12 protein-coding genes are annotated in these 13,650 nt (G+C 37.4%); 4 read left to right on the forward strand and 8 right to left on the reverse strand.

What is annotated here, in order from left to right:
• Window positions 1–78 precede the first annotated feature (78 nt).
• Window positions 79–564, forward strand: coding sequence for a TraR/DksA family transcriptional regulator (locus J2S05_RS04150; protein WP_306980172.1), 486 nt, complete (start codon window positions 79–81; stop codon window positions 562–564).
• A gap of 187 nt (window positions 565–751) precedes the next feature.
• Here the strand turns inward: J2S05_RS04150 and ytvI are convergent, their stop codons facing one another.
• From ytvI to motA, 3 genes are all read right to left on the reverse strand, one after another.
• Complete coding sequence (ytvI, locus tag J2S05_RS04155; RefSeq protein ID WP_306980173.1) at window positions 752–1,873, reverse strand: sporulation integral membrane protein YtvI; 1,122 nt, start codon at window positions 1,871–1,873, stop codon at window positions 752–754.
• A 154-nt stretch (window positions 1,874–2,027) separates the two neighbouring features.
• A complete protein-coding gene (locus J2S05_RS04160; protein WP_306980176.1) occupies window positions 2,028–2,840 on the reverse strand; it encodes a flagellar motor protein MotB in 813 nt (270 codons plus the stop codon).
• Window positions 2,830–3,624 carry a flagellar motor stator protein MotA gene (gene motA, locus J2S05_RS04165; RefSeq protein ID WP_306980178.1) on the reverse strand — a complete coding sequence of 265 codons (795 nt, stop codon included), beginning with the start codon at window positions 3,622–3,624 and terminating at the stop codon, window positions 2,830–2,832. Before motA ends, J2S05_RS04160 begins: the two co-directional genes overlap by 11 nt.
• 336 nt (window positions 3,625–3,960) lie before the next feature.
• On the opposite strand from motA, the gene J2S05_RS04170 reads away from it, so the two are divergent.
• A complete protein-coding gene (locus tag J2S05_RS04170) occupies window positions 3,961–4,830 on the forward strand; it encodes a YitT family protein (RefSeq protein WP_306980179.1) in 870 nt (289 codons plus the stop codon).
• Window positions 4,831–4,999: 169 nt separating this feature from the next.
• Entirely contained in the window at window positions 5,000–5,860 is an 861-nt protein-coding gene (locus tag J2S05_RS04175; RefSeq protein ID WP_306980181.1) for a DUF6612 family protein, read from the forward strand.
• A gap of 196 nt (window positions 5,861–6,056) precedes the next feature.
• On the opposite strand, the gene J2S05_RS04180 is transcribed toward J2S05_RS04175, so the two are convergent.
• The 5 genes from J2S05_RS04180 to wecB form a co-directional block, all read right to left on the reverse strand.
• Entirely contained in the window at window positions 6,057–6,392 is a 336-nt protein-coding gene (locus J2S05_RS04180) for a hypothetical protein (protein ID WP_306980183.1), read from the reverse strand.
• A 131-nt stretch (window positions 6,393–6,523) separates the two neighbouring features.
• On the reverse strand, window positions 6,524–7,462 hold the full coding sequence (locus J2S05_RS04185) for a hypothetical protein (protein ID WP_306980185.1): 939 nt from the start codon (window positions 7,460–7,462) through the stop codon (window positions 6,524–6,526).
• A gap of 62 nt (window positions 7,463–7,524) precedes the next feature.
• Window positions 7,525–8,754, reverse strand: a complete 1,230-nt coding sequence (locus tag J2S05_RS04190; protein WP_306980188.1) for a glycosyltransferase family 2 protein — start codon at window positions 8,752–8,754, stop codon at window positions 7,525–7,527.
• 3 nt (window positions 8,755–8,757) lie between these two features.
• Window positions 8,758–9,531 carry a hypothetical protein gene (locus J2S05_RS04195; RefSeq protein WP_306980190.1) on the reverse strand — a complete coding sequence of 258 codons (774 nt, stop codon included), beginning with the start codon at window positions 9,529–9,531 and terminating at the stop codon, window positions 8,758–8,760.
• Window positions 9,528–10,664: a non-hydrolyzing UDP-N-acetylglucosamine 2-epimerase gene (gene wecB / locus J2S05_RS04200; RefSeq protein ID WP_306980191.1), complete on the reverse strand. Its 1,137-nt coding sequence runs from the start codon at window positions 10,662–10,664 to the stop codon at window positions 9,528–9,530. The genes J2S05_RS04195 and wecB overlap by 4 nt, the downstream gene beginning before the upstream one ends.
• A 611-nt stretch (window positions 10,665–11,275) precedes the next feature.
• Between wecB and katG the strand changes: the two genes are divergently transcribed.
• Complete coding sequence (gene katG / locus J2S05_RS04205; RefSeq protein ID WP_306980192.1) at window positions 11,276–13,510, forward strand: catalase/peroxidase HPI; 2,235 nt, start codon at window positions 11,276–11,278, stop codon at window positions 13,508–13,510.
• Window positions 13,511–13,650: the final 140 nt, after the last annotated feature.

Consider the following 13,650-nt stretch of genomic DNA (forward strand, 5'->3'; position numbering starts at 1 on the left):
CTTATTCTTTTTCTATATAGGCAATAGGTTTAAAAGAAGGAGAGAGGGGAATAAAAGATAGAAAGGAGGCATCATTATATGCCATTAACAGACAAGCAAATAAATACATTAAAAGAATCTCTTGTGAAGATAAAAAGTGAACTAGAAGGCAAAGAAGGATTCACAACGGATTATAGTGAATCAACTGGAGAAGTTTCAAATGGTGTCGATAATCATATGGCTGATCAAGCGGCTCAATACGAGGATCGCATGAAGGAGCAAACCTTTCAGCGTGTTGATCAAGAGAAGTTACAAGAGGTAGAGGAAGCGTTACAACGAATGGAAGATGGTTCGTATGGTGTCTGTATAGACACTGGTGAAGAGATTCCGTTTGAGCGACTTGAGATCGTTCCTTATGCTAAACGTACGATAGAAGCGCAGGAAAAGGCAGACCAAGATGGTTCTGATCAAAATGCGGATAAACAATTTGAAGAAGCGATGAACAATGTGGCTGACCGTGATACGTTACGTGAAGACACACTCACAACACAGAAGTTAGATAAAGAACAGGATGCGTATAAATAAAGCAAGAAGGTACTGTTTTAGTCGCCTTAAAACCCGAACTATGTATTGGTTCGGGTTTTGTACGATCATAATGAGAGACTAAGGCTACTTCTCCGGACATACACTCCGCTTGTAAAGTCCAAATTAAGTTTAGTTCCGAGATATCAAAAAAGTGCTTACTCAGTTGATCTTGAGTAAGCACTTTTTATTATGTCTTTTTCCATCCATCTCGTATAAAGTGGCCTACTGAAGTAGTCATGCCTATATCATGGAAGATCATAACTAATACTAGGATAAGAGGTCCGACGATAATTCCGACCGCTCCCATTAGTTGAAGACCCGCAAACATAGATATAAGAACAGCCACAGGGTTCAAGTTTAGACTACTTGAGAGAATCTTTGGCTCGATCATCTGGCGAATCACTACGATGATGGCATAGAGAATAAGGACACCAAAGGCTAGTGAGAGGTCGCCACTAATCAGTAAATAGATTCCCCACGGTATCAGTATGGTGCCTGTACCGAGATAAGGAAGCAATTCAGCTAAACCAACGATAATGGCTAATGTTAATGCTCCATCGACACGAATAATCAGTAATCCAATAAAAACAATAACCGCCGTAATAAACATTAGAATAACTTGTGCGCGGATAAAACCTAACAACCTTACACGCACTCCCTGGATAAAGGCCTGAATTTTACTTCTAACACTTAAAGGGATCACTTTGCGAAAAGCTGATTGATAGCTGTGCCAGCTTTTACCCATAAAATATATACTGATGACACCAAACAAGAAGGCAACGAGAAAGCCTGGTAAACCAAATATTACTCTGGATGTCCAATCAAGCAGTGCTTGACCTGTTGAACCAACTAAATTACCTAATTGAGTACCAAGCTGCGAAATACTTTGTTTTAGTGCATCCTGCTGTGTTTGATCAAGACTATTAAAGAGACCAAGACCTTGCTGCCAGAAAGGTAACACCGTATCATTAAAGAAAATCTGAATTTTGCTTGAGCCTAATTCAATCCACATGGGCACTTGTTCAAAAAAGCGTCTAAGACTAAAGAAAATCAAAAATCCGATACCCGTTAATAGAGATGAAATGACAATAATTCCGACAAGTAAGCCAAAAAAGCTAGCAAAACCGGAATTTAATCTCAATTTATTTTTGAGTAATCTCATAAACGGCTGCATCATCCATGCGAACAGGGCCGCAATCCAAAATGGATACGTAATGGAGAATAGTTTAATAAACAGCCAACTTGCTACAATAAGCACAAGTGCGAATAATACCGCACGTAACGCCATAAAGGCGTGAGCCTGGGTCATATAATGTTTGTTCCTTTCCGTTCTCCAATGATGACTCTCTATTTCTATGTTATACACATACTGTTTCTTTTATATTAATTCCCTGAAAATACCTTGTCAAACCTATTGGAATAAAAGAAAAAAGAAACACCCAGAGAGTGTTTCTTTAATCATTCTAATCTGTATATTCAGCTTCTAATTGTTCACGTTCTACATTAAACGGGAGGATAAGAATTTCTACCCGACGGTTTTTCTGACGACCATCTTCCGTTTCATTTGACTCTATCGGCTTGTATTCACCATGACCCGCGACAACAAACTGACTAGGCTTCAAGCGATCATTTTCTAAGAAGAACCCGAGAACATTTTCCGCACGAGCAATACTTAACGTCCAATTAGACTGGAACTGAGGCGTATTTATCGGACGATCATCTGTATGACCAGAAATCTGAATATACCGCGGTGGATCCGTAGCTAACATATCTGAAATTTCAAAGACTATATCTTGAGCGCCAGATTTTAATGAATCACTGCCTGAATCAAAAAGAATATTATCGTTTATCGTGATCAGAAGCCCTTCCATTCCAATCTCCGTTGATAGACGATCGCTCAGACCTTGCTCCTCAATAAAACGATTTAATTCTCTTTGAAGCTGCCATAGATCTTCAGAGGGACCATCTTCACCATTGCCATCTGAATCAGTCTGTTGAACATCCTCATCTTGGTCATCCGATTCATCGGCAGCAGCCGCTGAATCGGATGGGGAGGTACCGTCTCCTTCTAACGAATCTGAATACTCTAGTATGCTTGTTCCACCTAAGGCGTCATTAAGAGCTGATTTTAGTGATTCATAACGTGTATTATCTACTTGACCCATAGCGAATAAGATAATAAAGAGTGCCAATAATAATGTAAGCATATCAGCATAAGGCAATAACCAGCTTTCATCTACATGCTCTTCATCGTGTTTTTTTCTTCTAGCTGACATATTCCTGTTCAGCTCCTTCTATATAAGAAAGCTGTTCTTTTTCACCCATGTAAACACTCAGGTATTCCTCAATAGCACGGGGAGAGCTTCCATTTAAGATGGCGATTGTTCCTTCTACAATCATGTGATTATGAAGAACCTCGGCACGTGATTTTCGTTTTAACTTATTAGCAAAAGGATGGAATAATACATATCCACAAAAGATCCCAAATAACGTAGCAACAAATGCTGCAGCAATGGAATGACCTAATGCTTCTGTATCATCTAGGTTTCCTAATGCAGCGATAAGTCCAAGTACTGCTCCTAGAACTCCCAAACTAGGTGAATAGGTACCAGCTTGAGTAAAAATAGATGCGCCAGAAGAGTGTCTATCTTGCATGGCATCAATACGTTCATTCAATGTGTGGCGAATAAACTCTGGCTCTTGTCCATCAATCATCATACGAACAGCTTGCTTAAAGAAGGGATCTTGAATTTCATCAACCTTTGATTCTAGTGCAAGCATACCTTCACGACGAGATATTGTTGCGTACTCTACAAATTGTTTAACTAATTCATCTTGGGATACTTGTTTTTTCTCTGTGAAAAGTACTCTAAATAAGCTCGGAATACGTTTAACCTCATTAAACGGAAATGCAATTAAAATAGCTGCGGCTGTACCAGCAAATATAATAAGTAGGGCGGCCGGATTTACAAGGACCGATAGACTGGTTCCTTTAAAGACCATTCCAATTAATACAGCAGCCACTCCTAGAAAGATCCCAATATACGACGTTTTATCCATAGTGATTCTCCTTCAACAATATAATAATAGTACCAGTATACTATACTTAAGTCCTAGTTAGTAAGAATGGGGGAAATTTAGTTAAAATACTTGATTAGACTTAGTTATTTACCATAAATTGATTATAAATAGGGATATTTGAAGGGTAAATAATCATAAAAACTTGTCGATATCGCACTTTAAATAAAAGGGTATATTCAAAAACAAGCATGATAAATTGAATCATAATAAGCCTAAAGACCTATATGTGTGACAAGCACATTTCATTTAATTGTCATAATTTGATATACTAATTTGAACGAAAGACTGGTTTTTGTGTAGAAGGGACGTAAATACATGCCAAGAGTACATAGGAAAGAAACGATTTTGCATTTAATGGGCCGTATTCCTTTAATCATCATTGGTGCCATCATGGCTGCAGGATCTATCGAGTTATTTTTATTACCCAGCTCCATTATTGATGGAGGTATTATCGGAATCTCTCTCATTCTAAATAATTTAACAAATATAAACTTTGGAATCCTTGTCTTTGTGATCAATCTGCCTTTTCTTTACTTCGGATATAAATTTATCGGTAACAAATTTTTAGTCTCTTCATTAATAGGCATTTTAACCTTATCGTTAGGTGAAACCTATTTGCATCATCTACACTTACCTGCATTTACCACATCACCATTGCTTGCAACAGTGTTTGGAGGCGTATTTTTAGGTGCTGGTGTTGGAATTGTTATTCGATATGGAGGAGCACTAGATGGTACGGAAATTCTCGGGATATTACTGTCTAAGAAATTTCCTTTTACAGTAGGGGAATTTGTCATGATTTTTAATGTATTTGTCTTTGTTTGGGCCGGTTATGTTTTAGGAGCGGAGCAAGCGATGTATTCAATTATTACATATTTCATTGCAGCTAAAACAATAGATGTTGTCATTCAAGGCATAGACGAAACAAAAGCAGTACTTATTGTCTCGGATTATTATGAAGAACTGGCTGAAGCCATAACATCAGAACTTGGGCGGGGGATTACGATGTTAAATGGAAAAGGCGGGTTCAAAAATGATCAGAAAGAAATTTTGTATGTAGTTGTAACTAGACTTGAAGTGATGACCCTTAAAAATATTGTAACCGACATCGATAAAAACGCATTTATAACAATTATGAACACACAAGAAGCGCACGGATCAACATTTAAATCAGGAGTTCATTAAGCAACCATGCCTAGTATGGTTGTTTTTTTATATAGACAGTAGGTATTTAGACGTGAAATGATTGCAACGGCATAATTGATGACATATAGAAGAGCAAAACATGATACAATGTGTATAATTGTGAAAATGCTTTTGTTTTTTTAACAGGATTTGAAAAAGGAGTACGCCTATGGTAAAAGAAGCTATGTTTAAGCTTTTGTTGCTATTTAGTCTATGTCTATTAACTTCTTGTACAACAACCGATAAAGATGATCAAATTGTACCAGAGCTGGAGCAACCAGAAAGTCATGACATTATTCAACAAGTTCAAACAAATATACGAGATATTAATAACTTTACATTAACATCAGAAAGTAAACAGACCGTATCTAAGGGAGATCTCAACCAAGAAATCATTTCACGCAATTCCCACACACTTTACAATATCTCTCCAGTTACATATCATCAAAAAATCGTGACAAACACCAGCCAATCACAATCTTCTAGAACAGAAACGTCTAGTGGTGAACAATACGTAACCGAAGATGGCGCATATTTATTAAAAAACTCAACAGATATATGGATGGAGATTCCATTAGAATTGACCCAGGAAGTCATTGATTTTCAAAATCCTCATCTTGATCCCAATAGCTATCTGGAATTAATGGAAGAAAACAAAGAAATGATTGAGATCGAAGAGACCGAAGAGTATTATATCTTAGGGATCGAAGGAGAGGGACCAGAATTACGTGATATGGTGATGCAACTTTATCATATAAGTAACTTAGCCAATGAACAACAATCGATTGAGATAATGAATCACATGGACATTACATCGATTCAATATGATCTGTATATCAATAAAGGAACATATTTACTCGATCGAGCAGAAATAACGATTGATCTCATCACAATGTTTGAAGGAGATTCAGTGAGCATTGACATGAATGTCGACACAAACATTATCGATTATAATGATACCGAAGTCATTCAAATTCCAACTGACATTATAAATAATGCTGAGGAATACAGATTAGAATTAAATGAATAGATGTAAACCAAAAAAACTGTGAGTAAAAATCTCAGTTTTTTTTATTTCGTCTCAAAACTACAAGAATACTTTAGAAATGAGACGATTTGTCGATTTTCTTTATTGGTTCCGATAATATATATTATGTAAACCTAGAAAAATACTCTTTTGAAAAGCAGCATCATTTACGATGCTGCTTCCTACTCTTTAATTTTTTTCAATCTGAAACTTCTACAATATCTAAAATGCGTATTTCACGGTTTTCTTCATATCGAAACTCAACAATATAATTCGACTCATTTCCTTCTAATTCTAAATAATTTGAAGAACTTACGAAGTCGCTAGATCGTATAAAATCTTGAATCGCCGCTATAGAGTCTGCTGTGGCTTCACTATTTACATTTTCTAAATTGCTCTCCACAAGCAAATCCTCAATTAGTTCAGGTGTAGTTATTGTTTTGTTTGCTTCCGTTATATATAACGATGCAAAAATTAGTAAGCCCACAAGAGAAATTATTAACGCAATGATAGATCGCAATTTTTGATTTTTCATGTTGTGAAACACCTCAAAAGTCTAATTTAAATAAAAATTTTCTAAGACAACATTGTATATCCCTATGTCTAGCAACCACTGGCAGTACGATTGCCCTCCTGTTATCAATCATTAGCGAAGGATATTCATGTTTAATGACTTTCTTTTTCTAACCACTCTAACGCTATTGAACTCAACATATAATCAAAAAAATGGGTGTCATTATTTGGTGCTTCAGCGTCATAGATACTTTTTAATGGTCCCTCCCATTTTTTTGCGGATTCAACATCTTTTTTGTTCAAGAAATGAATAATAAGCAGAGCATAAACGGCAGGAGCCTCATAATCTACAGCCTCTGTTCCAGTATTACGATCATACCGTCCAACAAGCCTTTCATTTTTGTTGTATGTTTCTACTAGCCATGTTTCCAGAGTTTGCTGCTCTTCATTTAAAGAATCTAGTTGTGACATAATCAGGATTTGGTCGATCATATTTACTTGTTGAGCATTGTAATAACCCGGTTTTTGTCCTTCAATATCGTACATTTCAAAATAAAAGACATTCTCAGTATCCTGAGCCATGTTAAGAATTTCAAGACCATTTCCATTCCAACCGAAACTATTCCAAGCTAGACTAGAGAAATAGCTGAAGTGAACTTGATTGGAAAGAGATGGACTCTGCCAATCGTAAAAATCATGCCAATATCCTTCTTTATATTGATGTTCAATAAGTGCATCTTGAATAGAACTAGACAACTCACTGTAAGCTTTGTTCTCAAATTGAACTCCTGCAAGATCAAGAACATAAGCGATTCGAACATCATCAATCAAAGCATTAACTGTAATACCCTCTTCCACTTTCCATTGAAGGAATTTGTCCGAATTCACTTCTCTCACGTATGTTTTGAGGCGTTGGTATTCTTTTTCAAACGCCTCTTCTTCATTCGATAGAACAAGATACTGCATATAGAGCCCTATTGATTCGGATAGATATTCTTTTTGACCTGAACCTGGGTAATTAGCAATTAATCCATTCTCATCTCGATAGTAATCTTCCACTGTGGAAACAACTGTGTTATTGATGTTTTGCATGAGAAGCCACCTTCCCCCTCCTATGCATGAAACAATAAGTAACAGAATAATAAGGCGTTTCTTCAAGAGGACTCTCCTTTAAATCGTTCTGTTTTATCCCAAAGGATGGTGCGTTTGCGGATCCGATTCCATGCATAAGAGAAAATACTTTTAGCAAGTAAAACTAAAAATAATTGAGCATAAGTAAAGTACATGAGTCCTCCAACAGCAACCTGGAATGGGCTAGTATCCCGTTCGAGTACCTGTGCAGTCAATATTTGACTTGTATAAACTACATAGCTCATAAACCAAACCATTAACAAAGGAATTGTTAATGAAACGGATATAACATCAAGTAAACTGAGAATTAAGGTGGCATTTGAAGCAAAAAGCAACAAAACAAAAAAGAAATAGGTTGTTACGTGCTGGACGGAATGAATAAATGTTGACCTGTTCCAAAATGAAAAATCTTTTAATGATTTTTCTAATAAATAGATATTTCCGATCAACCAACGAGTACGTTGCCTCAAGAATATACTCATTTTTTCAGGCTCTTGCTCCCATGTGCGAGCTTCTGGAACAACAGGTAGAGCCCAACCTTTAGACGCTATTCGAATAGTTAATTCTGCATCCTCTGCTAGTGCATATTCATCATATCCGCCAAGTTTCTCCAACGCACTGACCATAAGCAGCATGTTCGTGCCGGCAAGCGAACCCATTTTCCACCAATACCAACGGCCACTTTGCATAAGAAGCTGAAACACCTCAAATTCCAAGGCTATCATTCGAGTTAATAAATTCTTTTTTGCATTTATGGTTTTAACGTAACCAACTGCACCTACAGCATCTTTCGTTTGCTCAGCTGCCTCCACAAGTTTTAGAACCGCATCCTGCTCTGGTTGGTTATCCGCATCGTATACAAGAAAGTACTTTGTATCAATTAGCGTTAATCCATAATTTAGCACTCTTGATTTTCCTTTAGGTTCACCTGGTGGGACTTTTACATAATGAATTCGGTTAAAAAGTTTACTATATTCTAAACCGATGGCTTCCGTCTCATCCGAAGAGTTGTCGTCTAATAAATATACCTGTAGGTTTCCTGGATATTCTAATGCCTGCATTGCCCGAAGTGTGTGTTCCATTACCACTCCCTCGTTATGTGCAGGGATGAGGATTGAAACAGAAGGATATTGGTCTAATGGTTGATACGGATATTTTCTTCTTCGATGAATGATGCCACCTACTGTTAGCCAGGAATAATAAATAAGTAAGATCCAGAAGAAGGTCATGACAGATATAAAAAAGATATCCACTTTCTATGCCTCCTTCCTTTGCATGTAGAGATAATCAGAAGAGATTTTTAAATTATACTCTTTCATTTCATGTGTGTATGTTGAGTATGGCGGTTCCTTTGATGTTATAACTTCTATACGATTTGTACTTATTCTCTCTAAAACTGTATTTAATCCAACTTCATTCGTATTTTGTAGAAATATCGAGAAACTACCATCTTGATTTTGAGTCAAAAAGTCAAAATGATTGCGAATGGAATCCAGAATAATCTGACCTAGACTTTTCTTTAATGCTGCATGTGTGTATGTTTGTTGTTTCGGAACAATATGAATTAGATAGCCTGATTCATTCCTTCGTCGCATTCCAGTCAGCATTAATTCTACTCGGCTTTCAAACTCTGAATTGGTCAAAAGCTTTGTAACTGGTTCATACTTTTTTAAATAGTTTACTTTGTTCTCTAGATCCGAGTTTCTCTGTACTAATGATCTAGTCTGTGAAAAGAACAACCAACTGCAAACCACAAATAAAGTGAACAATATGTGTTGAACAATTAGGTCTGTTTGTGGTGGGGCTGTTTGAAAAAAGAGACTCCATCCAGTTAATAAGAATCCAAATAAAAGAATTCCAGACAAAGCTGTCGGAAAAATAAAGCGAGTTGAAATAATTGTCATAACAACAATTAAAGAAATTAATAATCCGAGAGTGGCTAAGTTAAGTAGTGTGTGTTCTTGAAACATAAACACCATTGAAATTGCCATAACTCCAATAAGGCTCGTTAGGGAATACGTTGTTCTCATTTAGCAAACTCCTCTTCTTTCTGGACAACTTTAAATACGTTAATAATATGATCAATAATTCTTTTTGAGGCTTTCCCATCTCCATAAGGATTAATTCCTTTTGTCATTTTTTCATATTCAATTGGATCTGTGAGTAATTGCACTGCACTTTCCACTATTAACCTTGTATCCGTACCTACTAGTTTTAGAACTCCAGCATCCACACCTTCTGGCCGTTCTGTCTGCTCTCTTAACACCAACACTGGAACACCTAGTGATGGCGCCTCTTCTTGTATTCCTCCAGAGTCAGTTAAAATTAGTGAAGAATGAAAAGCAATATTGTGAAAGTCAATTGTGTCTAACGGCTCGGTCAAATGAAGTCTAGGGTGAGCGAATACCATCTCCTCCATAATCGCTCGGATTTTTGGGTTTTTATGAACAGGATACACGATATGTAGATCAGGAAAGGTTTGTAACAGCTCAAGTGCGGCTTTAAAAATGCCTCTCATTCCTTCACCTACATTCTCTCTGCGGTGTGTTGTTAATATAAGAAAACGATCATTCCCAATCTTTTCAAGAAGGGGGTGTGTATAGTCAGGTCTAACTGTCATCTGCAACGCATCAATGGCTGTGTTACCAGTCACAATGATACTTGCCTCTGTTATATTTTCTTTTAAAAGGTGCTGTTTAGCTTTATTAGTTGGAGCAAAATGCCAATCTGCTATAGCTCCGGTAATTCGTCGGTTCATCTCTTCTGGATATGGAGAATATTTTTCCCCCGTTCTCAGACCAGCCTCTACATGTCCCACATGAACTTGTTGATAGTAAGCCGCTAAGCTCGCTGCTAAGGTTGTGGTTGTATCTCCGTGAACTAATACTATTTGAGGTTTAATCTCCTGTAAGATAGGCTCTAATCCAGTCAGGGAATCCGCTGTTATAGAGGTTAGAGACTGATTACTTTTCATAATATGAAGATTTATATCTACTTCAATTTTAAATGATTCAAGCACTTGGTCCAGCATCTCTTTATGCTGTCCCGTTAAAACCAAATAAGACTCGATTTCCGGATGCTTTTTTAATTCAATTAACAAAGGTGCCATTTTAATAGCTTCTGGCCTTGTCCCAATTACACTCACAACTCTAATCTGCCGCATTATCACCATTCCCCCAATGCTCTCTACATTTTAGTTTAAAATAATATTAAATACTTTTTAGCTATGCTAATAGTATCTATTCATCTATTTTAATCATAATTATCAATAGATTCAATAAAAATATGGTCCTTATAGACTATTTAATTCCTATTAAATGATACATTTTGTAATATTAGACCAATGGGCAGTCTCGATAATGATGAAATGAGCATTAAAATAAGAAAAGCTTCAGGTAAAATACTTAACGTCACCCCTCAGTTAACCAACTCTTTATTGTTATAATTTTCTATAAATGATCACGATCACTATAATACGAGAAATATAAACACTTTTTGGGTATTAAAATTAGTTTATAAGAAATACCTACCTATTCAGTCAACCTCTATCATCTACCTTCAATCGTTATCATTAAATAATTACATCCTTCACTAAAAATACCCTTAAACTATACCTTTTTTTACCCTAAGAATTATCAATGTATTGATTTATTTTGTAGATATAGCTTTCAATTTTATCAGTATTTTATTATAATGATTATATAATAACGATTATCATCTGATAGTTGTTGTTCTATTTTTCTACTAAATTCGACAAAGAAAAGGAGAATGATAATGAGTCGTAACAACATTATTTCTGAAGCGAATAACCCTGATGGGAATCAATCAGGAGGAAAATGTCCTTTTTTACATGGGAGTACAACAAGTGCAGAGTCTAGTGGTACAACAAATAAAGACTGGTGGCCTAATCAGTTAAACTTAAACATCTTACATCAGCATGATGCTAAGTCGAATCCTATGGGAATAGAGTTTGATTATGCGGAGGAATTTAAAAAGCTAGATTATGATGCCTTAAAAAAGGATCTTCATGATCTCATGACAGATAGCCAAGACTGGTGGCCTGCAGATTATGGTCATTATGGTCCCCTTTTCATTCGTATGGCATGGCATGCTGCTGGTACATATCGTACTGGTGATGGTCGTGGAGGCGGTAATAGTGGTAACCAACGTTTTGCGCCACTTAATAGCTGGGCTGATAATGCAAACGTTGATAAAGCACGTCGCCTCTTATGGCCGATTAAACAAAAGTACGGAAATAAAATTTCATGGGCTGATTTACTTCTTTTAACTGGTAATGTTGCGATTGAATCAATGGGCGGTAAAACATTTGGTTTTGGTGGTGGCCGTGAAGATATTTGGCACCCTGAAGAAGATGTGTATTGGGGTAATGAAACCGAAATGTTAGGTGACAATCGTTACACAGGAGATCGTCAGCTTGAAGACCCTCTTGCTGCAGTTCAAATGGGATTAATCTATGTGAATCCAGAAGGTCCAAATGGTAAGCCTGACCCGGTTGGTAGCGGTCGAGATATTCGCGAAACATTTGCTCGTATGGGTATGAATGATGAAGAAACTGTCGCTTTAATAGCGGGTGGACATACATTCGGGAAGGCTCATGGAGCTGGCGATGCCGAGCAGGTTGGTCCAGAACCAGAAGCTGCTCCTCTAGAGGCCCAAGGCTTAGGCTGGATGAGCTCACACGGCAGTGGAAAAGGCAGAGATACGATTACGAGTGGAATTGAAGGAGCTTGGACAGCTAACCCTATTCAGTGGGATAACGGCTTCTTTGACCTATTATTTGGTTACGAGTGGGAATTAACTAAAAGTCCTGCCGGTGCCTACCAATGGGCAGCTATTGACCAGGAGGAGAAACATCTTGCTCCAGATGCAGAGGATGCATCTACCCGCGTGAAAACAATCATGACAACAGCTGATATGGCCTTACGTATGGATCCAGCGTACGAGAAAATTTCTCGCCACTTCCATCAAAATCCTGAAGAATTTGCTGATGTGTTTGCTCGCGCGTGGTTTAAGTTACTCCATCGTGACATGGGACCACGTGACAGATACCTTGGGCCAGAGGTTCCAAAGGAAGAGCTAGTATGGCAAGATCCTGTTCCAGCTGTTGAGTATCATTTAACAGATGAAGATATTGCTGAGCTAAAAGGGTCTCTTCTCAACTCTGGACTTACGATTAGTGAGCTCGTTTCAACGGCATGGGGATCAGCCGCGACTTTCCGTCAGTCAGATAAGCGTGGTGGCGCAAACGGTGCTCGTATTCGTCTTGAGCCACAACGTAATTGGGCAGTGAATCAACCTGAGCAGCTTTCAAAGGTATTAAATGTACTAGAGGGTATTCAAGCAAAATCAGAGAAAACTGTGAGTATCGCCGACTTAATCGTTCTCGGTGGTAGCGCAGCCGTTGAACAAGCAGCAAAACATGCAGGATTTGAAGTAACGGTCCCATTTGCTCCTGGACGTGGTGATGCCACACAAGAGCAAACAGATGCAGAAAGCTTTGATGTGCTAGAACCATTTGCTGATGGATTCCGTAACTACCAAAAGGATCAGTATAGCGTAACTGCCGAAGAGCTTTTAGTAGATAAGGCTCAACTTCTTGGGTTAACAGCTCCAGAAATGACAGCACTGATTGGTGGCTTACGTGTCTTAGGTGCAAATCATAATCAAACAGATCATGGTGTTTTCACTGAGAATGTTGGTACACTATCAAATGACTTCTTCACTAACCTTCTTGATAATGGTATTGAATGGAAGCCTGTTGATGGTAGCACATATGAGGCTCGCGATTACAAAACAGGTCAAGTATCTCATACAGCAACACGCGTTGATCTTGTATTTGGTTCAAACTCAGTATTACGTGCGATTTCCGAAGTTTACGCGCAAGATGATAACAAAGGAAAATTTGTTTCTGACTTTATAGCAGCATGGGTAAAAGTGATGAATGCCGATCGTTTTGACCTTACATCTAAAAAAACACAGTTAGCTTAATTTTTATGAAAATAGACACATGACCGACAAGGGTCAGTGTCTATTTTTTTTATGTCATCCTCTTCCCTACTCCAATCTTTTATTAATTTTTTAAAAAATTGTGATCTTAGTTTATCTTTCTCTCGTTACCTTAATAGGTA

The sequence above is a fragment of the Alkalicoccobacillus murimartini genome (assembly GCF_030813245.1).
In the GTDB taxonomy this organism is placed as follows: domain Bacteria; phylum Bacillota; class Bacilli; order Bacillales; family Bacillaceae_D; genus Alkalicoccobacillus; species Alkalicoccobacillus murimartini.

Excerpts from the sequence above, each read along its gene's own strand:
- J2S05_RS04150 (WP_306980172.1), top strand. The coding sequence starts at position 79 with ATGCCATTAACAGACAAGCAAATAAATACATTAAAAGAATCTCTTGTG.
- J2S05_RS04170 (WP_306980179.1), top strand. The coding sequence starts at position 3,961 with ATGCCAAGAGTACATAGGAAAGAAACGATTTTGCATTTAATGGGCCGT.
- katG (WP_306980192.1), top strand. The coding sequence starts at position 11,276 with ATGAGTCGTAACAACATTATTTCTGAAGCGAATAACCCTGATGGGAAT.
- motA (WP_306980178.1), bottom strand. The coding sequence starts at position 3,624 with ATGGATAAAACGTCGTATATTGGGATCTTTCTAGGAGTGGCTGCTGTA.
- ytvI (WP_306980173.1), bottom strand. The coding sequence starts at position 1,873 with ATGACCCAGGCTCACGCCTTTATGGCGTTACGTGCGGTATTATTCGCA.
- J2S05_RS04175 (WP_306980181.1), top strand. The coding sequence starts at position 5,000 with ATGGTAAAAGAAGCTATGTTTAAGCTTTTGTTGCTATTTAGTCTATGT.
- J2S05_RS04160 (WP_306980176.1), bottom strand. The coding sequence starts at position 2,840 with ATGTCAGCTAGAAGAAAAAAACACGATGAAGAGCATGTAGATGAAAGC.
- J2S05_RS04185 (WP_306980185.1), bottom strand. The coding sequence starts at position 7,462 with ATGCAAAACATCAATAACACAGTTGTTTCCACAGTGGAAGATTACTAT.
- wecB (WP_306980191.1), bottom strand. The coding sequence starts at position 10,664 with ATGCGGCAGATTAGAGTTGTGAGTGTAATTGGGACAAGGCCAGAAGCT.
- J2S05_RS04195 (WP_306980190.1), bottom strand. The coding sequence starts at position 9,531 with ATGAGAACAACGTATTCCCTAACGAGCCTTATTGGAGTTATGGCAATT.
- J2S05_RS04180 (WP_306980183.1), bottom strand. The coding sequence starts at position 6,392 with ATGAAAAATCAAAAATTGCGATCTATCATTGCGTTAATAATTTCTCTT.